Source organism: Stenotrophomonas sp. BR163 (assembly GCF_047520985.2).
Taxonomy (GTDB): Bacteria; Pseudomonadota; Gammaproteobacteria; order Xanthomonadales; family Xanthomonadaceae; genus Stenotrophomonas; species Stenotrophomonas sepilia.
In genome coordinates, this window is the sequence record NZ_JAXBRE020000017.1 from 16,729 (window position 1) to 37,279 (window position 20,551).

At 67.7% G+C, this 20,551-nt stretch carries 20 protein-coding genes; 9 read left to right on the forward strand and 11 right to left on the reverse strand.

Going from position 1 to position 20,551, the window contains the following annotated elements; all coding sequences use genetic code 11:
* Window positions 1-81: 81 nt before the first annotated feature.
* From ACM0PY_RS14320 to coaBC, 3 genes are read right to left on the reverse strand one after another with little or no spacing between them, the layout of a single operon-like run.
* Complete coding sequence (locus ACM0PY_RS14320; protein WP_180885727.1) at window positions 82-2,430, reverse strand: phosphomannomutase/phosphoglucomutase; 2,349 nt, start codon at window positions 2,428-2,430, stop codon at window positions 82-84.
* 12 nt (window positions 2,431-2,442) lie between these two features.
* Complete coding sequence (gene dut, locus ACM0PY_RS14325; protein ID WP_061478745.1) at window positions 2,443-2,916, reverse strand: dUTP diphosphatase; 474 nt, start codon at window positions 2,914-2,916, stop codon at window positions 2,443-2,445.
* Entirely contained in the window at window positions 2,913-4,202 is a 1,290-nt protein-coding gene (gene coaBC, locus ACM0PY_RS14330) for a bifunctional phosphopantothenoylcysteine decarboxylase/phosphopantothenate--cysteine ligase CoaBC (protein WP_180885713.1), read from the reverse strand. Before coaBC ends, dut begins: the two co-directional genes overlap by 4 nt.
* A gap of 199 nt (window positions 4,203-4,401) precedes the next feature.
* Between coaBC and ACM0PY_RS14335 the strand changes: the two genes are divergently transcribed.
* The 4 genes from ACM0PY_RS14335 (at window position 4,402) to ACM0PY_RS14350 (ending at window position 8,514) form a co-directional block, all read left to right on the forward strand.
* Complete coding sequence (locus tag ACM0PY_RS14335) at window positions 4,402-5,028, forward strand: response regulator (RefSeq protein ID WP_061478747.1); 627 nt, start codon at window positions 4,402-4,404, stop codon at window positions 5,026-5,028.
* Window positions 5,029-5,098: 70 nt separating this feature from the next.
* Window positions 5,099-5,803: a RadC family protein gene (gene radC, locus ACM0PY_RS14340; RefSeq protein WP_014035697.1), complete on the forward strand. Its 705-nt coding sequence runs from the start codon at window positions 5,099-5,101 to the stop codon at window positions 5,801-5,803.
* Window positions 5,804-5,916: 113 nt separating this feature from the next.
* Complete coding sequence (gene argS / locus ACM0PY_RS14345; protein WP_180885711.1) at window positions 5,917-7,605, forward strand: arginine--tRNA ligase; 1,689 nt, start codon at window positions 5,917-5,919, stop codon at window positions 7,603-7,605.
* Between the two features lie 21 nt (window positions 7,606-7,626).
* Window positions 7,627-8,514 carry an SPOR domain-containing protein gene (locus ACM0PY_RS14350; protein WP_065179000.1) on the forward strand — a complete coding sequence of 296 codons (888 nt, stop codon included), beginning with the start codon at window positions 7,627-7,629 and terminating at the stop codon, window positions 8,512-8,514.
* A gap of 130 nt (window positions 8,515-8,644) precedes the next feature.
* On the opposite strand, the gene ACM0PY_RS14355 is transcribed toward ACM0PY_RS14350, so the two are convergent.
* Entirely contained in the window at window positions 8,645-9,397 is a 753-nt protein-coding gene (locus ACM0PY_RS14355; RefSeq protein ID WP_180885710.1) for an SDR family NAD(P)-dependent oxidoreductase, read from the reverse strand.
* A gap of 87 nt (window positions 9,398-9,484) precedes the next feature.
* Entirely contained in the window at window positions 9,485-9,973 is a 489-nt protein-coding gene (locus ACM0PY_RS14360; protein ID WP_180885708.1) for a hypothetical protein, read from the reverse strand.
* 84 nt (window positions 9,974-10,057) lie between these two features.
* Between ACM0PY_RS14360 and ACM0PY_RS14365 the strand changes: the two genes are divergently transcribed.
* Complete coding sequence (locus ACM0PY_RS14365) at window positions 10,058-10,525, forward strand: YehS family protein (RefSeq protein ID WP_005420526.1); 468 nt, start codon at window positions 10,058-10,060, stop codon at window positions 10,523-10,525.
* Here ACM0PY_RS14365 and ACM0PY_RS14370 read toward each other — a convergent pair.
* Window positions 10,494-11,381: a LysR family transcriptional regulator gene (locus tag ACM0PY_RS14370; RefSeq protein ID WP_180885707.1), complete on the reverse strand. Its 888-nt coding sequence runs from the start codon at window positions 11,379-11,381 to the stop codon at window positions 10,494-10,496. The genes ACM0PY_RS14365 and ACM0PY_RS14370 overlap by 32 nt on opposite strands.
* 142 nt (window positions 11,382-11,523) lie before the next feature.
* On the opposite strand from ACM0PY_RS14370, the gene ACM0PY_RS14375 reads away from it, so the two are divergent.
* Entirely contained in the window at window positions 11,524-12,672 is a 1,149-nt protein-coding gene (locus ACM0PY_RS14375) for an MFS transporter (RefSeq protein WP_219633469.1), read from the forward strand.
* Here ACM0PY_RS14375 and ACM0PY_RS14380 read toward each other — a convergent pair.
* Window positions 12,669-13,367, reverse strand: coding sequence for a TorF family putative porin (locus tag ACM0PY_RS14380; RefSeq protein WP_072168709.1), 699 nt, complete (start codon window positions 13,365-13,367; stop codon window positions 12,669-12,671). The two genes, ACM0PY_RS14375 and ACM0PY_RS14380, sit on opposite strands and share 4 nt — an antisense overlap.
* A gap of 178 nt (window positions 13,368-13,545) precedes the next feature.
* Here ACM0PY_RS14380 and ACM0PY_RS14385 point away from each other — a divergent pair, with 178 nt between their 5' ends.
* Entirely contained in the window at window positions 13,546-13,935 is a 390-nt protein-coding gene (locus ACM0PY_RS14385) for a DUF6165 family protein (protein WP_049414316.1), read from the forward strand.
* 6 nt (window positions 13,936-13,941) lie between these two features.
* On the opposite strand, the gene ACM0PY_RS14390 is transcribed toward ACM0PY_RS14385, so the two are convergent.
* A complete protein-coding gene (locus ACM0PY_RS14390) occupies window positions 13,942-14,640 on the reverse strand; it encodes a response regulator transcription factor (protein ID WP_111007699.1) in 699 nt (232 codons plus the stop codon).
* 177 nt (window positions 14,641-14,817) lie between these two features.
* A complete protein-coding gene (locus ACM0PY_RS14395; protein ID WP_072168711.1) occupies window positions 14,818-15,390 on the reverse strand; it encodes an OmpO family porin in 573 nt (190 codons plus the stop codon).
* Window positions 15,391-15,600: 210 nt separating this feature from the next.
* On the opposite strand from ACM0PY_RS14395, the gene ACM0PY_RS14400 reads away from it, so the two are divergent.
* Together ACM0PY_RS14400 and ACM0PY_RS14405 are read left to right on the forward strand one after the other, a co-directional pair.
* Window positions 15,601-18,003 carry a S9 family peptidase gene (locus ACM0PY_RS14400; RefSeq protein ID WP_180885703.1) on the forward strand — a complete coding sequence of 801 codons (2,403 nt, stop codon included), beginning with the start codon at window positions 15,601-15,603 and terminating at the stop codon, window positions 18,001-18,003.
* Window positions 18,004-18,094: 91 nt separating this feature from the next.
* Window positions 18,095-18,454 carry a DUF1428 domain-containing protein gene (locus ACM0PY_RS14405; protein ID WP_180885701.1) on the forward strand — a complete coding sequence of 120 codons (360 nt, stop codon included), beginning with the start codon at window positions 18,095-18,097 and terminating at the stop codon, window positions 18,452-18,454.
* Window positions 18,455-18,469: 15 nt separating this feature from the next.
* Here ACM0PY_RS14405 and ACM0PY_RS14410 read toward each other — a convergent pair whose 3' ends face one another.
* Together ACM0PY_RS14410 and ACM0PY_RS14415 are read right to left on the reverse strand one after the other, a co-directional pair.
* Complete coding sequence (locus tag ACM0PY_RS14410) at window positions 18,470-19,192, reverse strand: hypothetical protein (protein ID WP_180885699.1); 723 nt, start codon at window positions 19,190-19,192, stop codon at window positions 18,470-18,472.
* Between the two features lie 77 nt (window positions 19,193-19,269).
* A complete protein-coding gene (locus tag ACM0PY_RS14415; RefSeq protein WP_180895462.1) occupies window positions 19,270-20,142 on the reverse strand; it encodes a histone in 873 nt (290 codons plus the stop codon).
* Between the last annotated feature and the right edge of the window lie 409 nt (window positions 20,143-20,551).

Genomic DNA, 20,551 nt, shown 5'->3' on the forward strand with positions numbered 1-20,551 from the left:
GGCAACTGCAGGGTGTGTGAGGTTCATGGGCTTGCCGGCCAGCGGCCGGCACTACCCATTCTGCTGCAGCTTCCAAAGGGGTCAGAACCCCAGCGGGGTGTCGCCCAGCACTGGTTGCAGCTGGCTGCGGAACAGGGCCTGGATGCGTTCCAGTGCGGCCTCGTCGTTGCCTTCGAAGCGCAGCACCAGCACCGGCGTGGTATTGGAGGCACGCACCAGGCCCCAGCCATCGGCGAAGTCCACGCGCAGCCCATCGATGGTCGACAGGCGGCCACCCACATACGGGTTGTCCGGCGACTGCGCCGCCGCCACCAGCATCGCCACCAGGGCATGCGGCGTCCCGTCGGCCACCGGTACCTTCAGCTCCGGCGTGGCGACCATTTCCGGCAGTTCGCCCAGCACCTCGTCCGGGGTTTCCTCGCGCTGGGCCAGGATCTCCAGCAATCGCGCAGCGGCGTACAGACCGTCGTCGAAACCGAACCAGCGTTCCTTGAAGAAGAAGTGGCCGCTCATCTCGCCGGCCAGCTCGGCATCGGTCTCGCGCATCTTCGCCTTCATCAGCGAATGCCCGGTCTTCCACATCAGCGGGCTGCCACCGTTGCGCAGCACATGGTCGGACAGCTTGCCGGTGCACTTCACGTCGTAGATCACCATCGCGCCCGGATTGCGCATCAACACATCGGCAGCGAACAGCATCAGCAGGCGATCGGCGTAGATGATCCGGCCTTCGCCGGTCACCACGCCCAGCCGGTCGCCGTCGCCATCGAAGGCCACGCCGAGATCGGCGCCAAAGCGCTTGACCGTCTGCACCAGGTCTTCCAGGTTGGCCGGTTCGCTCGGGTCGGGATGATGGTTGGGGAAGGTGCCGTCGACATCGCAGTACAGCGGAATGACGTCGGCGCCGATCGCTTCCAGCAGCTGCGGCGCCAGTGCGCCGGCCACGCCATTGCCGGCATCGGCCACGACCTTCAGTGGGCGGTCCAGCTGCACGTCATCGGCGATGCGCTGGATGTAGTCGGCACTGACATCGCGCTGCTGGTAGTCACCGGGCTCGGCGGCCTGCACCAGGCGGCCCTCGACGATGCGCTGGTAGAGATCGGTGATGGCATCGCCGGACAGCGTCTCGCCGCCAATGACCACCTTGAAGCCGTTGTACTCGGGCGGATTGTGGCTGCCGGTGACTGCCACGCAGGTGCCGGTACGCAGATGGAAGGCGGCGTAGTACACCAGCGGTGTCGGCGCCAGGCCGATGTCGATCACCGCGCAGCCGGAACGGCGCAGGCCCTCGGCCAGCCCGGCCGTCAGCTCGGGACCGGACAGGCGGCCATCGCGACCGATCACCACCTCGCGCAGGCCCTGCTCCAGTGCCACGGTGCCGATGGCCTGGCCGATCTGCGCCGCGGTCTTCGGTGTCAGTTCACTGCCCACCACGCCGCGGATGTCATAAGCGCGGAAGATGCCGGCGGCCAGCTCCTCGGCCGGCAACGGCGGTGGCGGCGGTGGTTTGACATCGCCACTGCCGGTCACAGCGGCCACGGGTGGCGGCGCCTGTTGCAGGCTCTCGCTCAGGGTCGGGCCATGGTCGGCCTCGGACGCTGCGGCGCGGCGCGGCAAGGGCAGCGACTTCGGCAGTCGGTCACGTCCCACCACCAGCAACACGGCAATGAACGCCAGCAGCAACGCCACAATGGCGCTGGCCAGCGCGCCCAGGCCCAGCGGACCGGCGTCGACATTCGGTACCGACGCGACCAGTCGCAGCGGCGTGCCTGCAACCGGGCGCGCCAGCGCTTCCGCACTTTCGGACAGGCCCGCGTCGCCCTGGGTGACCAGATCGAAGCCACCCTGGCGCAGGCCAAGGAAGCCGGCGGACGGCGCACGCACCTGGTCCAGCGGCGAGGTCAGCCGCAGCAGCGGCTGGCGGACATAGATCACGGCCGGCCCCAGGCTGCCCAGCTGCACTGGCGCAGCCAGGCCCAGGCGATTGCTGCCACCATCGCGGACGACGCGCAGGCTGGGTTTGCCCTCAGCCACCGCCGCTTCCAGCAGGGCCAGGCGTGCATACCCGAAGGTGGCCGGATCGGCATAGGCGTTGGCCAGATCGGCCGTCAGCACCTCGACCTGCTCAACCCCGGTCCAGCTCTCGCGCACGGCCAGCGCCGCTGCAGCGGCATCGCCGGCCTGCAGCGCCTGCTGCACGCGATCGTTCTTCAACTGCTGCTGCAGCTGCTGCAACTGGCCAGCAGCGGCCTGCTGCAGGCCCTGCACGGCCTGGTCGCGCGCTTCTTCCAGCGCCTGGCCGTTGGCCTCCTGCCGCCATTGCTGCACCGCGCTCCATCCGAACCAGCCGGCCAGCAGGATCAGCAGCACCCCCAGTAGTGGTGCACTGCGACCCAACGACCGTCCCCGCTGTCCTTCCCCGATGCCGCTCATCGATGTCCCCTGTCAACGCACCCCGGTATGGCCGAATCCACCCGTGCCCCGCACGCTGTCGGTGAAAGTATCCACCACCTGCAGGCTGACGCGGGCAATCGGAACCACCACCAGCTGCGCGATGCGATCGCCGGGCTCGATGGTGAAGGCCTCGCGGCCACGGTTCCAGACGCTGATCAGCAGCGGCCCCTGGTAGTCGGCATCGATCAGGCCGGTGCCATTGCCCAGCACGATGCCGTGCCGGTGGCCCAGCCCTGAACGCGGCAGGATCACCGCGCACAGGTTCGGGTCGGCAATGTGGATGGCCAGGCCGCTGGGCACCAGCGCGGTGTCGCCCGGCTGCAGGGTCAGTGCGGTATCCAGCGCCGCGCGCAGGTCCATGCCGGCGCTGGCTTCGGTGGCGTAGGCCGGCAGCGGCCAGCTGTCGCCGAAGCGCGGATCGAGCAGCTTGACCTGCAGCGGCCGGGAAAGGGATGCCTGGGTCATGCCTGGAGTCTCCGCGCGATCAGCGCCAGCAGTTGTTCGGCCAGTTCGCGCTTGGAGGTGGCCGGGAATACCTGTTCACCGTCCTGCCAGAAGGCCGTGGCGGCATTGTTGTCGCTCTCGAAACCACCGCCACTGATGCCGACCTGGTTGGCGATCACCAGGTCCAGCCGCTTGTCGATCAGCTTGCCGCGTGCATATTTCTCCACGTCGTGGGTCTCGGCGGCAAAGCCGACCACCAGCTTCAGCGACTGCGTCTGCGCGGCGACTTCGGCCAGGATGTCCGGCGTGCGCACCAGCTCGATCACCAGCGACTGGCTGTCGGCGGTCTTCTTCAGCTTCTGCGCGGCGACCTGGCGCGGGGTGTAGTCGGACACTGCGGCGGCACCGATATAGATGTCGGCGGGCAGCGACTTCAGTACGGCATCGCGCATCTGCGCAGCCGAGCGCACGTCGATGCGCTGCACGCCCGGTGGCGTCGGCAGCTGGACCGGGCCGCTGACCAGCACCACGCGCGCACCCAGCGCGGCGGCGGCAGCGGCCAGGGCAAAGCCCATCTTGCCGCTGCTGCGGTTGCCGACGTAGCGCACCGGATCGATGTCTTCGTAGGTCGGGCCGGCACTGATCAGCAGGCGCAAGCCCTGCAGGGCACGGGTTTCCGGCGCGGCAACCGTCGCAGCGGTACCGCCATTGGCCACCAGCGCGGCCACGATATCGCCCGGTTCAGCCAGCCGGCCGGGGCCGGATTCACCTTCGGCCAGCGGGCCATCGACCGGGCCGATCACCTGCGCACCGCGCTGGCGCAGCAGGGCGATGTTGGCCTGGGTAGCCGGATGCAGCCACATCCGGTGGTTCATTGCCGGGCAGATCGTCAGCGGTGCGGTGCTGGCCAGGCACAGGGTGCTGACCAGGTCATCGGCATGGCCCTGGGCCAGCCGCGCCAGCAGATCGGCGGTACCCGGCGCGACCACGATGCGGTCGGCCCAGCGGGCCAGCTCGATGTGGCCCATGGCCTGCTCGGCGGCGCTGTCCCACAGCGTGGTGCGGGTCGGCTGCCCGGACAGGGCCTGGAAGCTGAGCGGAGTGACGAACTGCTGGGCACCGGCGGTCATCGCCACCTGCACCTGGGCACCGGCATCGCGCAGGCGCCGCACCAGCTCCAGGGCCTTGTAGGCCGCGATCCCGCCTCCGACGCACAACAGCAGTTTCTGGCCTTCCAGCGCGCGGGCCGGCGCGGGGGAAGCGTTGGGGGAGTCAGCCACCTGGAATTCCTGTGCAAACGAGGGCATTAGCTTACCCGATGGTCGGTAATGTCCCGGTACACGGCACACATAGCGGGCGGCTATCAGCAGATGGGACTTGCGCCACAACGCTTCCGGGGTTCAAGACACTGCGATTCGGAACTTTCCTATACCTGTTGGCCGGCCACGTTTGCAGAATCGTCAGTGGCCACCGCAGGTGTGCCGCTTCGCTTTTCGAGGATTCCGCGTGCACCCGCGCATCATCATCGCCGACGACCATCCCGTCGTCCTGCACGGCATCCGCATCGTGCTGCAGACCCATCTGATGGAGGTCGTCGGCAGCGCGCGTGACGGCGCCCAGCTGCTGCAGCTGGTCGAGCACCACGGCTGCGACGCGGTGCTGACCGACCTCTCCATGCCGGGCACCGGCCCGGATGGCCCGGAACTGATCGCTGAGCTGCGCGCACGCCACCCGGGCATGCCCGTGGTGGTGCTTACCGGCGCCCGTCACCCCGGCCTGCTCGATGGCCTGCTGCGTGAAGGTGTCAGTGGCCTGGTCGACAAGTGCGCCGATTTCGGCGAGTTGCCGCAGGCCCTGAACGCGGCCATGGCTGGGCAGGTGTTCGTCTCGCAGCAGCTGCGCGACCACCTGCAGGCGCGCGACCTGATGTTCGCGCGTGAGCCGGCGGCGCTGTCGGCCCGCGAACAGGAAGTGCTGGACCTGTTGGCCGCCGGGCTGAAAGTGAACGCCATCGCCGTCCACTGCGGCCGCAGCCCGAAAACGATCAGCCGGCAGAAGGCCGAAGCCAAGCGCAAGCTGGGGCTGCAGAACAACCAGGAGCTGTTCGCCTATCTGCAGTCGCGACGCGACTGAGGCAACAGCCTACCCGGGCGTGCGCCCTGCCCTGATGGGACGCATCACCCGCGCTGGCGATGATGCAGGCATGCCCATCCATGACTGGCCCGAGCAGGAACGTCCCCGCGAGAAGCTGATCGCCCGCGGCCCCGCCACGTTGTCCGACGCAGAGCTGCTGGCGCTGTTTCTCGGCTCCGGCTTCGGTGGACGCGACGCGGTGCAGACCGCCCGCGACCTGCTGCAGGCGCATGGCCCCCTGCGCGTGCTGCTGGACCGCCCGGCCCGCGAGCTGGCCCGGTTGCCGGGACTGGGGCCGGCACGAAGCTGTGCACTGGCCGCCGGCCTGGAACTCGCCCATCGCTACCTGGCCGCCGAGCTTCAGCAGGGCGAGGCGGTCGGCAACAACCCGGCCGCGGTCGGCCGCTACCTGCAGCACCGCCTGCGCGGCCAGGCCCGCGAGATCTTCATGGCGCTGTTCCTGGACAACCGCCACCGGCTGATCGCCTGCGAGGAACTGTTCCAGGGCACCATCAATGCCGCCCCGGTCTACCCCCGCGAGGTGGTGCGGCGAGCCCTGCTGCACAATGCGGCAGCGGTGATCCTCAGCCACAACCACCCCTCCGGCGACCCGGAACCCTCCGGCGCCGATACCCGGATCACCGATGAACTGCAGCAGGCGCTGGCACTGGTGGACGTACGCCTGCTGGACCACTTCGTGGTCGGTGAAGGCCGCCCCGTTTCGTTTGCTGAACGGGGCCTGCTGTCCCCGCCCCAGCCACGCCTGTTCGGCTGAGCGGGCCTGACCAGGGCCGGGCAGGAACCCCCGCAGGCATGTTCTGGTCAGCGTGGGCGCGGGCATCTGCGCTAAAATGGGCGATTCCGCCGCTCATTCTCACAGCAGGCCTCGTGAAAAATCTCCTCCGCGCCCTGATCAGCCAAGGCATCGAAGCCTTGCGCGCCAATGGCACCTTGCCCGCCGACTCCCTGCCGCCGGACTTCGTGGTCGAGCGCCCGAAGACCCGTGACCATGGCGACTTCGCCACCAACGCCGCGATGCTGCTGGCCAAGGCCGCGCGCAGCAATCCGCGCGCACTGGCTCAGGCGCTGGTCGAGGCGCTGCCGCGCAGCGAGGACGTCAGCAAGGTCGAGATCGCCGGCCCCGGCTTCATCAACTTCCACCTGGCTCCGGCTGCGTACCAGCGCGAAGCCGCGTCGGTCATCAAGGAAGCCCACGACTACGGCCGCAACCTGTCCGGCAATGGCCGCACGGTGGGCGTGGAGTACGTGTCGGCCAACCCGACCGGCCCGCTGCATGTCGGCCATGGCCGCGCGGCGGCGATCGGCGACTGCGTGGCCCGCGTGCTCGATGCCAACGGCTGGAACGCCAAGCGCGAGTTCTACTACAACGACGCCGGCGTGCAGATCGAGAACCTGGCGCTGTCGGTGCAGGCCCGCGTTAAGGGCATTGCGCCGGACCAGGACGGCTGGCCGGAAGGCGGCTACCGCGGCGAGTACATCGCCGACGTCGCCCGCGCCTACATGGCCGGCGCCAGCGTCGACCTGGAAGGCACCCTGGTGGTCGGCGCCAAGGATCCGGAGGACATGCAGGCGATCCGTCGCTTCGCCGTGGCCTACCTGCGCAACGAGCAGAACCTGGACCTGGCTGCGTTCGGCGTCGACTTCGACATCTACTTCCTGGAAAGCTCGCTGTACGCCGATGGCAAGGTCGCCGAGGCCGTGGCCAAGCTGCAGGCCTCGGGACATACCTACGAGGAAGGCGGCGCGCTGTGGCTGCGCAGCACTGACTTCGGTGACGACAAGGACCGCGTGATGCGCAAGTCCGACGGCACCTTCACCTACTTCGTGCCGGACGTGGCCTACCACCTGTCCAAGTGGCAGCGCGGCTATGAGCGCGCGATCACCGAACTGGGCGCCGACCACCACGGCTCGCTGGCGCGCGTGCGCGCCGGCCTGCAGGCGCTGGAAGTGGGCATCCCGCAGGGCTGGCCGGAATACGTGCTGCACCAGATGGTCACCGTCATGCGCGGCGGCGAGGAAGTGAAGCTGTCCAAGCGTGCCGGCAGCTATTTCACCCTGCGCGACCTGATCGACGAGGCCGGCCGCGATGCGACCCGCTGGTTCCTGATCGCGCGCAAGCCCGATTCGCAGCTGACCTTCGACATCGACCTGGCCCGCCAGCAGAGCAACGACAATCCGGTGTTCTACGTGCAGTACGCGCACGCCCGCGTCTGCAGCCTGCTGCGCCAGGCCCAGGAAAAGGGCCTGGTGTACGAGCAGGGCAATGGCCTGGCCAATCTGGGCCGCCTGGCCGACGATGCCTCGCTGGGGCTGATGAACGAGATCTCGCGGTATCCGGAAGTGGTGGAAGCGGCCGGCGTGGCGCTGGAGCCGCACCTGGTGGCGCAGTACCTGCGTGAATTGGCGCATGCCTTCCACACGTGGTATCACGGGACGCCGGTGCTGGTGGACGACGCCACCGATCGCAACGCCAAGCTGACCCTGGCCTGCGCGGCGCGCCAGGTGCTGGCCAACGGCCTCGAACTCCTGGGCGTGAGTGCCCCGGAAAAAATGTAAGCATCAGGAGACGCAGTACACATGGCAGCACGACGCGGCAAAACCCAGGCACGACGCAACAGCAGCAGCCAGGGCACCCCCGGATGGGTGTGGCTGGTGGCCGGTGTGGCGATCGCCGCCGTGGTGTTCCTGGCGGCGCCGAACCTGTTCAAGGGCGAAGGCGATGGCTTCCTGCGTGCCGGTCCGCAGCCGAACCCGAACGCGCAGCCGGCCCCGGTCGCTGATGCCGACAGCGATGTCGGCAGCCAGCCGGCCGCGCAGCCGGCCACGCCGAAGCCGGCCGAACCGGAGAAGCCCGCCGCGACGCAGTACGACTTCTACACCCTGCTGCCGGGCAAGGAAGTGGAAATGTCCGACGCCGAACTGGCCGCCAGCGCGCGCGCCGAGGATCAGCGCCGGGCCAAGGCCGAAGCGTCGCGCGCGCAGGCCGCGCTGGAGGGCAAGCCGGTACCGCCGGCCAGTACGGCCACGCCGGCACCGACCGCAACGGCCAGCGTCGCAAGCACTGCGCCGGTAACCGCGACCAACCGTCCGCTGCCGGCACCGCTGAACGAGCGCCCGGCCGCGGCAACCCCGTCGGCCAGCACGGCGGCCGCCACTCCAGCGCCGCGCGCGGAAAGCGCGCCCGCCGCGTCGGCACCGCCGGCATCCGCTGCTGCACCGGCGGCCGCCGACAACGCCCGCTACATCCTGCAGGCAGGAGCCTTCGGTGCTTCCGGTGACGCCGAAGCCACCAAGGCCAAGCTCGCCATGATGGGCCTGGCGGCACGCGTGGAGTCGGCGCAGATCAACGGCAAGACCGTGTACCGCGTGCGCATGGGCCCGTACGGCAGTGCCGGCGAGTTGTCCGAAGCCAAGCAGAAGCTGGATGGCACCGGCCTGCAGGCGATGGCGATCAAGGCGCAGTGAGCCTGCCGATGTGAATGAAAAAGCCGGGCAGTGCCCGGCTTTCTTTGTTCTGTAGAGTCGAACCATGCTCGACTGCCGTTGAATGCAGTCGAGCATGGTTCGACTCTACAAAAAGCGTTTACGACTCCGGTCAGCCCTCGCGGGCGACCTGGAATCCGGCGAACGACTGGCTGACCGGCATCAGCTCCAGCCGGTTGATGTTCAGGTGCGGCGGCAGGCTGGCCACCCAGAAGATCTGCTCGGCGATGTCTTCGGCGGTCATCGGGTTGGCGCCGCTGTACAGCTTGTCCGAGGCGTTCTGATCGCCATGGGTACGTACCACGGTGAATTCGGTTTCGGCCATGCCCGGCTCGATCGTGGTCACGCGCACGCCGGTGCCGTGCAGGTCCGAACGCAGGCCCAGCGAGAACTGGCTGACGAAGGCCTTGGTGCCACCGTAGGCGTTGCCCCCCGGGTACGGGTAGACGCCGGCCACCGACGAGATGTTGATGATCGCGCCCTTGCGCTTCACCAGCTGCGGCAGCAGGCGATGGGTCAGGGTCACCAGCGCGGTGATGTTGGTGTCGATCATCGTGGTCCAGTCCGACAGCGTGGCGCTCTGTGCCGGCGCGGTGCCCTGCGCCAGGCCGGCGTTGTTGACCAGCAGGTCGATCTCGCCAAAGGCCGGCGGCAGCGCCAGCAGGGCCGCCTCCATCGCCACCGCATCGCGGATGTCGAAGGCGGCGGCGTGCACCACGTCCTTGCCGTAGCGCTCGACCAGCGGCTGCAGGCGTTCGCTGCGGCGGCCCGTGGCGATCACTTTCCAGCCGGCCTGGGCGAAGCGGTGGACGGCGGCGGCGCCGAAGCCGGACGTGGCGCCGGTAATCAGGACAGTGCGGGTCATCAGGCAACTCCAGGGGGAAAAACCGGACGCCCATTCTGGCATTCCCGGCCCGTCCTGAGGTGCCCGCCGTCCAGTCGTCCCCCCGGCTCAACGCACGCGAAACACTCTGGCCTTGGGCAGGTCTTCGTCGACCTGCAGGAACCAGCGCCCGGCAATTCCTGGAACAACGGCGATCTGCGGCGACTGCAACACCTTGTGCAGCTTCATCTGTCCCTTCATCACCTGCCATTGCTGGCCGTTATCAAGGGTGAACAGCGTGCCGGGCTGCCAGCCTGCGACCTCTCCGACCACACGGGCACTGACCGGTTCGTCATCCAGGCCCAGATGCATTGCTGCCGGTGCCGGCACCTTGGCAGGCAGCGGCGCAGCGACCGGGGCCACCGCTGCCGTCGACGCGGCGGCCGTGCTCTCTGCCTCGCGCAGTACCCGGTTCAACGCCTGCAACTGCGCTGGACTGAGCCCGACCTCGGCCAGTTGGGATGCACTGAGACGCCGCTCGACGGGTACGAAGCGGTCCTGGGCAAAGGCAGCGAAGCTGCCGGCGAGCAGTAGTGCGGAAAACAGATACCGGCGCATGCAAGGGTCCCAGCGAACGAGTGCTCACGATGCTGCAGTTCGATGACACTCCGGTGACACGCCAGGGGCCGGTACAATTGGGCCATGATCAACAATGATGTCCTGCGCAGCGTGCGCTATTCCCTGGACCTGGGTGACCAGCACGTGGTCGCCCTGTGCCAGATGGCCGACCCGGCCTTTGCCGTGGATACCGGGCAGGTGAAGGCCTGGCTGCGCCGCGAGGACGAAGCCGGTTTCGAGGCGATGAACGACAGCGCGCTGGCGCACTTCCTCGACGGCCTGATCGTGCACCTGCGTGGCCGCGACGAGAGCCAGCCGCAGCGCGCAGTGGAAACCCGCATCGACAACAACCTGGTGCTGAAGAAGCTGCGCGTGGCGTTCCAGCTGCGCGACGTGGACCTGATGGAGATCTTTGCCAGCGCAGGTTTCAATGTCTCCAAGTCGGAAGTGGGCGCGCTGTTCCGTCAACCCGGGCACGCCAACTACCGGCGTTGCCTGGACCAGATGCTGCGCAACTTCCTCAAGGGCCTGAGCCTGCGCCTGCGCGGCTGAGCACGGCGTCGACGAACGCCCGCGCCGCTGGTGTCGGCAGGCGCTGCCAGACCAGGTGCACGCGCCGGGTCGGGGTCGGCTGCAGCGGAATCTGCACCACGCCCTGGAACCCATCGGCGATCAATGCCGGCACGATGCCGACCGCCAACCCATGGCGGACGAAGCGCTCGACCAGTTCCATCAGGTTGACCTCGAAACGGACCGTGTGCGGCAGTCCGGCTGCGGCAAAAGCATCATCGGTCTGCCGGCGTGCGCCGGTGCCGCGCGGGAAGTCGACCAATGCTTCATCCTGCAGTGCGGCCAATGGCAGCCGCTTGCGCCCGGCCAGCCGGTGCGATGGCGCCAGTACCGCTACCAGATCCTCCTCCTGCAGCACCTGATGGCAGACACCGTCCAGCGCTGCCGAAGGCGCCAGGCCGACCAGTGCCACATCCAGCGCGCGCGACTGTACCTGCGCGATCAGGTCCTCGCTCTTGTCCACGCGCAACTGGAACTCCACCTGCGGGTGCACGCGCTGGAACGCCGCCAGCATCGCCACAACGTCGATTCCGGTCAGCGAGGAAATCTGCCCGATGGCCAGCAACCCACGCACTTCGCCACTGACGGCGGCCACGTCGGCGCGCAGGTGGTGCAGGCTGGCCAGCACCTGGCGTGCGTGCACCAGCAACGCCTCGCCGGCGGCGGTGGCCCGCACCTGGCGCGGCAGGCGCTCGAACAGCGTGGCACCCAGTTCCTGTTCCAGGTGGGCGATCTGGTGGCTGAGCGCGGACTGCACCACGTGGCAGCGCTCGGCGGCACGGGTGAAATTGCCCTCTTCGGCCAGCGCCACGGCGAACTCGAGCTGCTTGAGGTTCATACAACTATCTTGTTTTCAGATGGCATGGATGATGATGATTCATTTCCATCATGCTCGCAGCAGGCGGACACTGTGCCCCCGCTTCCTGGAACATCGCGTGAGCCCGTCCCTTCCCCCCCTGCACCGCTGGCAGGTGCTGCTGATGTCGGTCGCCACCGGCGTGGCCGTGGCCAGCAACTACTATGCGCAACCGCTGCTGCACACCATCGCCGACGCCTTCGGCGTGCCGTTCGGCCAGGTCGGCATGGTGGTTACCGCCGCGCAGCTGAGCTATGCCGCCGGCTTGATCCTGCTGGTGCCGCTGGGTGACCTGTTCGAACGCCGCCGCCTGATCGTGGTGATGAGCCTGCTGTCGGCGGGCGGACTGGTGATCAGTGCCTGCGCACCGTCGCTGACCTGGTTGCTGGTGGGCACTGCGATCACCGGCCTGTTTTCGGTGGTGGCCCAGGTACTGGTGCCGTTCGCCGCCACGCTGGCCGCGCCGGAACACCGCGGCCGCGTGGTCGGAACATTGATGAGTGGCCTGCTGCTGGGCATCCTGCTGGCGCGTACCGTGGCCGGCCTGCTTTCCAGCCTGGGCGACTGGCGCCTGGTGTATGCGATCGCCGCTGCCACCCTGGTGCTGACAGCAATGGCATTGCAGCGCGGCCTGCCGCGATTCCACCACAGCGCCGGCCTTGGCTATTTCGCATTGCTGCGCTCGATCGGCGTGCTGTTCGTGCAGGAACCGGTGCTGCGCCAGCGCACGCTGCTGGGCGCCTGCAGCTTCGCCATGTTCGCGATCTTCTGGACCCCGCTCGCGTTCCTGCTGGCACAGCCGCCGTATGCCTACAGCGACGCCACCATCGGCCTGTTCGGGCTGGTCGGCGCGGCCGGCACACTGGCGGCCGGCCTGGCTGGCCGCATGTCCGACCGTGGCCAGACCGGGCGTGCCACCGCCATTGCACTGCTGCTGTTGCTGCTGTCGTGGCTGCCGCTGGGGCTGTCCGCACACTCGCTGCTGGCATTGCTGCTGGGCGTGGTGGTGCTGGATCTGGCCGCGCAGCTGTTGCACGTCAGCAACCAGAACCTGATCTACGCGCTGCAACCGGCGGCACGCAACCGCCTCAATGCCGGCTACATGACCGGCTATTTCATCGGCGGTTCGCTGGGTTCGCTGCTGTCTGCGCAGGTCTACCAGCGCTTCGGCTGGACCGGCGTCTGCGTGGCCGGCGCTGCCGTGGCCGTGCTGGCCCTGCTGCTGTGGCTGCCCGGCGCGCTGCGCGCGCGCCAGGCGTCGCTGGCCGACTAGAAGCTGCCCTGCAGCGCCAGCTCCCATCGCCCACCGGCGTTGCCGGGGAACAGGCGCTTGGCTGCGTTGTCCGTGTCATGCACGGTGGCGCGCAGTTCCCATGCCGGGGTAAGCGAGGCGATGGCACTGAGCTGCCCATGCAGGTAGTCCGGGCCCTGCGCGGTGGCCAGCCAGTACTGGCCCACCGCTGCTTCCAGGCGGAGGCGTTCGTGCAACGGCACACGCACACCCAGCTGGGCATAGGTACCGCGATGGCCACCGGCCAACGCATCGTTGGAATGGGCGACCTGCAGCCAGGCGCGCTGCTTCCAGGTCAACGTGGTGTTGAGCTCGGTCCAGTCCAGCGCGCGGCCGGTGCCCGGGTACACGTAACGGGTCAGGTTCGCATCCAGGCTCCAGTCCGGTGCCAGTGCGCCGGACCAGCCCGCCACCAGGTCGAACTCGCTGCGCGCGCCATTGTCCGGTTTGAACGAAACGTTCGAACCCCACACGCTGGCGTACCATCCCGACGGGATCGAGACCTTCGCGCCGGCCTGCACCGCCGGGTCGCCATCGCTCTGCGAGCTGCCACGCCACACGTAGTCGCTGGTCAATGCAGCACTGCCACTGGCCTGCACCTGTGCCTGCGCGCTGCCGATCCCGAGCAGCCCTGCCAGGGCGGCCACCAGCGCCGCCATCATCCCCTTGCTGTTCACTGCACTGTGTTCCTCGTCGAAGGCGGTCGCGCCGCCGGGACGGCAGTGTCGGGTGCGCCGCCGTAACGGATCGAGGGTGCTGCCCGGCCTGCGGCGCAAATTCGGCGTAAATCCCGTCGATGGAGGCTACGCGCCAGCCGCGCGGTATCATGGCGCCTTGTTTCCAGGAACCAACCACGTGGACGCCATCCTGACCCCGGTATCGATCGGCGAGCTGATCGACAAGATCACCATTCTCGAGATCAAGGCCGAGCGCATCGATGATGCTGCCAAGCTGGCCAACGTGCGCACCGAACTGGATGGCCTGTTGCCCTTGCTGCAGCAGCAGCTGCAGGCGCAGCCGGCATTGGACGCGCTGAAGCAGCAGCTGAAGGCGATCAACGAACGCATGTGGGACATCCAGGACCAGCTGCGCGACAAGGAAGCGGCCCAGGTGTTCGATGATGCATTCATCCAGCTGGCACGCGGTGTCTATGGCACCAATGGCGAGCGCGTGCAGGTGAAGAACGAGATCAACCGCGTGGCCGGTTCGGCGCTGGTGGAAGAGAAGCAGTACCAGGGCGAGTAAGGCCGCTCAGCCGCATTCGAGCAGGTGGCGGAAGCGGAACAGGTCGCCGTCACCACGAATGCCGAGCTTGCGGTAGGCCGACGTTTTCTGCGAGCTGATGGTACTGGCCGAGCGCCCTGAGCGCAGGGCCATTTCACTGGTGCTGACGCCCTTCAGCACCAACCCGAGCACTTCACGCTCGCGCTGGCTCAGCGGCGTCAGCACCGGTGCAGATACCCGGCGTGTGCGTGGCAGCTTCAGCTCCTCACGCAGTTCCGGTGGCACGAAGCGGCCGCCACGGGCGACCACGTCAATGGCGCGCAGCAACGTCTCCGGTGGCATCGACTTGGACAGGAAGCCGCGCGCGCCGGCTCGCATCGCGGTGGTCACCGTACTGGCGTTGCAGTGCGCCGAGAGCACCAGCACCGGCAGCGCCGGCCAACGCTGCGACAGCACGCGCAGCAGGGCCAACCCATCGCCCAGGTCGCCCATCGGCAGCGCATCGATCAGCAGCAGGTCGACGCACCTCGGGCTGCGCTCCAGCAACTGCAGCAGGCGCGCCTCGTTGGACAGGCTCACGCGCACCTGCACACCACTGTGTTGGCGGAGCAGAACTTCCACGCCCAACCGCAGTACCGGGTGCGGATCCAGCAGCGCCAGGCGTCGTGGCCGATCAGGCCGCAGGGGCGGGAGTGTCGGTGGCATCGCGGCCTGTCCAGGCAACATGGAACATCCACCGTAGGCCGGTGCCCGCAGCGGCGGAATCCAATTCCTTGCAATGCTCGGCCCGCGTGCGCCACCAGTCAGACGGCATTTTGTTTCGCGCCGCCACAAACGCAACAGGCCCGGCAAGAGCCGGGCCTGTCGAGACTTCTCCAGCGCGCAGGCGCGCCGGAACAGCGGTTACCAGCTGAAGCGCGGGCCGACGGTGTATTCCTTGTCGCCGTCGCGGTTCATCTTCAGTTCGCCGTTCAGGCCCCAGTTCTGGTTCAGCTTGACCTGGCCACCCAGGCGGCCGTACCACTGGCCTTCCGGGTTGACGCCGTGCTTCTTCGAGAAATCTTCGTAGCCGACCATGCCATAGACCTCGGCGTGGGCACCGAAGGCGGTGCGGATACCGGCTTCAGCGCTGTAGCCGTTGAAGTCCAGGCCGTGCTTCGGGTCGAGCTTCTGGTAGGCAACGCGGGCAACGAAGTCGGTGCTCGGAGCGATTTCAACGTTGTAGCCTGCACCGATCTTCCACTGGTCCAGCTTGACGTTGGTGTGGTCGAATTCCTGACGGCTGTACTCACCGAAAGCGTGGAAGTTCGGCAGGAAGCCGTACGAGCCCTTCACACCCCAACCGTCGGACTTGAACGCGTCGTTGTCGGTCTTGGCGTAGTTGGCTTCGGCGTAGTTGTAGGACAGGTTCTCAGCAGCCGAGGCGGTGAACGGCAGGGCGGCGGCCAGGGCCAGAGCAATCAGCGAATTCTTCATGGGGGTACACCTTTACTTTCTTATGGTGTGCAGCAGCGCCAGGGCGCCATCGCATCGGGAATGTAAATTCTCCGTTATTCGCCACAACGCTCCCTGAAAACAGCAGCCTTCGCGTTGCTGAATTTTTTGGCTTGATTCAGGCTGTATCTGGCATACGCGCGCGGCGCGCGTGCATTCGAGTTTCGCTGACCCTTGCAACAGGAGGTTACCTTGCACGTGCCTGCCCCGCTGCGGTTCCCGCTCTGCGCTGTCGTCCTCGCCTTCATCGACGGGTGTTCCACTGCATCGGCTCAGCCACTGCAGCCTTCTGATTACCAGCGGGCCGAGCGCGTGCACGACAGCCACCTGCGCGGTGCATTGCGCAATGCCTCGGTCGTGCCGAACTGGCTGGCCGATGGCCGCTTCTGGTATGAGCGCGAGGATGCACGCGGTCGACGCCAGGCGGTACTGGTCGATCCGCTACAGGCCACGGGCAAGGTCCTGTTCGAGCCCGCCGCACTGGACAGCGCGGTGGCGCCCTTCGGTGCCAGCGGGCCACGCCTGCGACTGGCCAGCGTGCAGGCAACCGACGATGGCCTGCGCCTGCGATTCAGCGGCGAGGCGCCGATCGATTGCCGGTGGCCGCGCTGGCAATGCGCGCCGTCGCAGGATGCGATGCCGCCGACAGATGCGTTGCTTTCGCCCGCTGGCGATGCCTGGCTGCAGGTGCGCGACCACAATCTGTGGCTGCAGTCGCCCGGAACGGCAGCACGGGCACTGACCACCGGCGGCGAACCCGGTCATGGTTATGGCGTACTGCCGGACTTCACCCTCCGCGGCATTCCGCGCCGCCAGGGCCGGATGCCGGTGCGGCCGTTTGCGGTCGGCTGGTCACCGGATGGCCGCTACGTGGCCGGCATCCGCTACGACGAGCGTGCGCTGCAGGACTACCCCTATCTGGAAAGCACGCCGGCCAACAGCGCGCGCCCACGCGTGCACACCGTGAAGCTGGGGGTACTGGGCGATGCACAGCAGGTGCGCGACAGCCTGTACATCGTCGATGTACGCAGCGGCCGGCAGCAGGACATCACCCTGCCCGAGGGCTGGAACATCCTGAGCGAAGCGGGCATCCTGGGCTGGGACGGTGGCCGGTTGTACGCCGCGATGGCGCACTTCGGCATGCCACGGCGCCTGCGCCTGGTAGAGATCGACGCCGGCAGCGGTGCGCTGCGCACCGTGCTGGAGGAGTCCAGTGATACCCGCCTGCAGCTCAACGTGTATTCCTACAACCGGCCAGCGGTGGCAATCCTGCCCGGCCGGGACACCGCCGTGTGGTTCTCGCAGCGCGATGGCTGGGGCCATCTGTACCGGGTGCGCCTGTCCGACGGCAAGGTGATGGGCCAGCTCACCGGCGGCCGGTGGGCGGTGCGGGACCTGCTCGGCGTGGACAGCGCAGGCGATTGGGCGTACTTCAGTGCCGGCGGTGTCGAGGGCGGCGATCCCTACGTGCGTGGCCTGTACCGGGTACCGCTGCACGGCGGAGCGGTGCAGCGCCTGGCCGCCGATGGCGACGACCACCTGGCTGATGCGGGCACCGGCATGCTGTTCGGTGGACGTGCACCGCAAGCGCTGTCACCCGGCGGTGGCTACCTGGTGGATACGGTGTCCAGCCTCACGCAGCCGCCACGCACGGTGCTGCGCGCCAGCGACGATGGCCGCGAAGTGATGGTGCTGGAGGCTGCGGATACGCAGGCGGTCATCACTGCTGGCTGGCGGCCGCCACGGCGCGAGCGGCTGCTGGCCGCCGACGGGCGCACGCCGATCTTCGCCACCATCTACCTGCCCCGCGACTATCGCGATGACGGAAGCTTCCCGGTGATCGACGCGATGTACGGCGGTGCTTTCATCAGCAATGCGCCGGTCACCTATGCCGAAGCGGTCTCGGCGCAGAACCCGGTATCCCGCGCCAGCCTCGCCGAGCTCGGCTTCGTGGTGGTCAGCATCGATGCCCGCGGCACCGGCGGCCGCGACAAGGCATTCCATGACAGCAGCTTCCTGCACGGCGCCGATGTACAGCTCGATGACCATGTGGCCGCACTGCGCCAGCTGGGCGAACGCTACCAGGGTATCGACCTGCAGCGGGTCGGCATCTATGGGCATTCGTTCGGCGGCTACAGCGCGGCGCGTGCCCTGCTGCGCTACCCCGCGTTCTACAGGGTGGCCGTGGCCTCGGCCGGCAGCCACAATTTCCAGGGCATGTACGGCGGCGCCCTGCACGGCATGGACCGGCTGTTCGGTGGCATCGTGCCAGCTACAGCCATGGCCGATGGCGTGCCGGCCCCCTTTGCCGGTCTCGACAATGCGGCGCTGGCCGGCAACCTGCGCGGGCATCTGCTGCTGGTCTATGGCGAACTGGACGAGAACGCGCCACCCGCGCTGACCCTGCAGCTGGCCGCGGCCCTGAACAAGGCCCAGCGTCGCTACGACCTGCTGTACCTGGCTCGACAGGACCACGAACTGTTCCGCAACGACGCCACCTATACGCACCGCATGTGGGACTACTTCGTGCGCCACCTCGCCGGCCAGCAGCCACCGGATACGGCGCTGGCCCCGCTCCCGGGTGGCCCGGGCTGAACAGGCGTACGCGGGATGTCGATCCCCGCCGCGCTGGTTCGTCGTGTACTTGAAGGCCGTGCATGTGGCACGGTCCATCCGGAGGCTGGCAATGAGCTACATCGATGGTTTCGTCCTGGCGGTGCCCACCGCCAACAAGGAGAAGTTCCTCGCCCATGCACGCACAGGAGATCCGGTCTTCATCGAGTACGGCGCACTGCGCGTGGTCGAGTGCTGGGGCGATGACGTGCCGCACGGCAAGACCACCGATTTCTTCGGCGCGGTGAAAGCCACGCCGGACGAGACGGTGTTGTTTTCCTGGATCGAATGGCCCGACAAACCGACCCGCGACGCCGGCATGAAGAAGATGATGGAAGACCCGCGGTTTGATCCAACGAAGAATCCGATGCCGTTTGACGGTGCGCGGATGATCTACGGCGGCTTCGTGCCGATCTACGAGCTGACCCGCTGAACCCGGCGGACGTGCTCAGCGCGCGTCCGTTTCATCGCTGGCAGTGGCATGGCCGGCGCCCAGTGCGGCGCCGGCACCGAGGCCCATGCCGCCCATGCCAGCGCCCATTCCGCCGCCCCCACCTCCGCCACCACCCGCACGGCCGCCCTTGGCATCGCCATCGTTGCGCCCCTTGCCGCCACCACTGGCAGCGGGGCGGGTCGGCCCCTGCGGCGGAATCCGCAGGTCGGGAGGAATCGGCGCCAGATCCAGCGCTTCGCGCACGAAGTCGCGCAGCGAGCCCACCAGTTCGTGGGTATGCACCGGTCGCCCCTGTGCAAGATCGTTGGCAGCGCGCGCGGCCAGCCGCACCTGTTCGTCGGTGCCCAGCAACAGAATGTCCGAGAGCGCGGCCTCGACCGCATCGCGGATGCGACGCGTTCGATCCGAACGCGGTTCGGCGATGCCTTCGGCCGCTTCGCGCTGGCGCAGATCGCGGCGATGGCTGGGATCCACGCCCAGTTCACCAGTGAATGAACCGCCCAGGGTCTTGTAGGCCGCCATCAGTGTGCGCAGCCGCTCGTTGATCTGCCGGTTCTCGCGCTCGCGACGCTGCTGCAGGGTCTGCATCACCAGCAGGCGGATGCCCACGCCCAGCAGGGTGATCAGGACCAGGCCGGCCAACGTGGACAGCACGCCCTGCCAGGAACTGAAATCGATACCAGCGCATGCTGGGGCTCCGGCGGGAAGGATCTGCATCTTGCCCCAGACCGCGCCCCGAAAACGCGAAGGGCCCCACCACCCGGTGGGCGGCAGGGCCTTCGGTCACGGCGCGATTACTTGCGCTTGGCGACCTTGCGCACGGCCTTGGCCGGGGCCTTCCTGGCAACAGCCTTCTTGGCCGGAGCCTTCTTGGCGGCGACCTTCTTCAGCGGTGCAGCCTTCTTGGCGACGACCTTCTTGGTCGCAGCGACCTTCTTGCCGACAGTCTTCTTGGCAGCAGTGGTCTTCCTGGCAACGGCCTTCTTGGCGACGGCAGCCTTCTTGCCCACAACCTTCTTGGCGGCGGCAGTCTTCTTGGTGGCGACCTTCCTGGTGGCGGCAACCTTCTTGCCGACAACCTTCTTCGCAGCCACGGCCTTCTTGGCGGCGACGGCCTTCTTGGCCACAGCCTTCTTGGCGGTGGCGACCTTCTTGCCAACCACCTTCTTGGCGGCCGTGGTCTTCTTGGCAACGGTCTTCTTCGCGACAGCAGCCTTCTTGGTGGCGGCCTTCTTCACGGTGGCGACCTTCTTGCCGGCAGCCTTGGTGGTGGCCTTGGTGGTCTTCTTGGCAGCGGCGGCCTTCTTGGTCACGGCCTTGCCCGCAGCCGCCTTCTTCTTCGCCACTTCCTTCTTCAGGGCAGCAGCTTCGGCCTTGGCGTTCTTCTTGGCCGCTTCCAGCTTCTTCCTGGCGTTGGCAACCGTCTTGCCGACCGACTTGGCAGCCTTCTCGGCCTTCTTGGCAACGGTCTTCTCGACCTTGGCCACGGCCTTCTTGGCCTTGGCCACGCGGGTACCGGCAGCCTTGCTGGCGCGCTTGACGGTCTTCTTGACCGACTTCACTGCGTCTTCGGCGGCGTGGGCGATGGTCTCGCCGACGTTGGTGGCGGCTTCTTTCACGTTCTCGACAGCGTCGGTCACGACCGACACACCATTACCGTTGCTCATGTTGCCCTCCTGCGGGCCTTAAGTATCAAAACGGGGCGATGCTATACCGACATTGACGATCGTGGAACGGGGCATGTGCCGGCAATCGCATCTGTTGCGACGCCGATGGTGTACGCAGCAGCCCCTGTTGCCACCTGCGGTTCGCAGCAAACCCCTTTTTTTCAGTGCTGCGCTACGCAAACCCAGCATTGTCTGGCCGTCGCCGCGCGCACGTGCACGGAGGCAGCGTCCGGCATCCGTCGTGGCGCATTGCGGCACCCGCCTGCGCGGAACTGCGCACGTATCCGCCTGTGCCAGTGCGGCGCGCGTTGGCCTTGAATGGCGCACCCATCACCTGCCCGGGTGTCGCCACAAGCGCGTTCTGGCCCCCGCGCTCTCCCCTTCGAGGCACCCGTTTTCATGGCGCATT

Excerpts from the sequence above, each read along its gene's own strand:
- coaBC (WP_180885713.1), bottom strand. The coding sequence starts at position 4,202 with ATGCCCTCGTTTGCACAGGAATTCCAGGTGGCTGACTCCCCCAACGCT.
- ACM0PY_RS14365 (WP_005420526.1), top strand. The coding sequence starts at position 10,058 with ATGATCAACAATGATGTCCTGCGCAGCGTGCGCTATTCCCTGGACCTG.
- ACM0PY_RS14395 (WP_072168711.1), bottom strand. The coding sequence starts at position 15,390 with ATGAAGAATTCGCTGATTGCTCTGGCCCTGGCCGCCGCCCTGCCGTTC.
- ACM0PY_RS14320 (WP_180885727.1), bottom strand. The coding sequence starts at position 2,430 with ATGAGCGGCATCGGGGAAGGACAGCGGGGACGGTCGTTGGGTCGCAGT.
- ACM0PY_RS14350 (WP_065179000.1), top strand. The coding sequence starts at position 7,627 with ATGGCAGCACGACGCGGCAAAACCCAGGCACGACGCAACAGCAGCAGC.
- dut (WP_061478745.1), bottom strand. The coding sequence starts at position 2,916 with ATGACCCAGGCATCCCTTTCCCGGCCGCTGCAGGTCAAGCTGCTCGAT.
- radC (WP_014035697.1), top strand. The coding sequence starts at position 5,099 with ATGCCCATCCATGACTGGCCCGAGCAGGAACGTCCCCGCGAGAAGCTG.
- ACM0PY_RS14355 (WP_180885710.1), bottom strand. The coding sequence starts at position 9,397 with ATGACCCGCACTGTCCTGATTACCGGCGCCACGTCCGGCTTCGGCGCC.
- ACM0PY_RS14415 (WP_180895462.1), bottom strand. The coding sequence starts at position 20,142 with ATGAGCAACGGTAATGGTGTGTCGGTCGTGACCGACGCTGTCGAGAAC.
- ACM0PY_RS14410 (WP_180885699.1), bottom strand. The coding sequence starts at position 19,192 with ATGCAGATCCTTCCCGCCGGAGCCCCAGCATGCGCTGGTATCGATTTC.
- ACM0PY_RS14390 (WP_111007699.1), bottom strand. The coding sequence starts at position 14,640 with ATGTTGCCTGGACAGGCCGCGATGCCACCGACACTCCCGCCCCTGCGG.
- ACM0PY_RS14405 (WP_180885701.1), top strand. The coding sequence starts at position 18,095 with ATGAGCTACATCGATGGTTTCGTCCTGGCGGTGCCCACCGCCAACAAG.
- ACM0PY_RS14375 (WP_219633469.1), top strand. The coding sequence starts at position 11,524 with ATGTCGGTCGCCACCGGCGTGGCCGTGGCCAGCAACTACTATGCGCAA.
- ACM0PY_RS14360 (WP_180885708.1), bottom strand. The coding sequence starts at position 9,973 with ATGCGCCGGTATCTGTTTTCCGCACTACTGCTCGCCGGCAGCTTCGCT.
- ACM0PY_RS14370 (WP_180885707.1), bottom strand. The coding sequence starts at position 11,381 with ATGAACCTCAAGCAGCTCGAGTTCGCCGTGGCGCTGGCCGAAGAGGGC.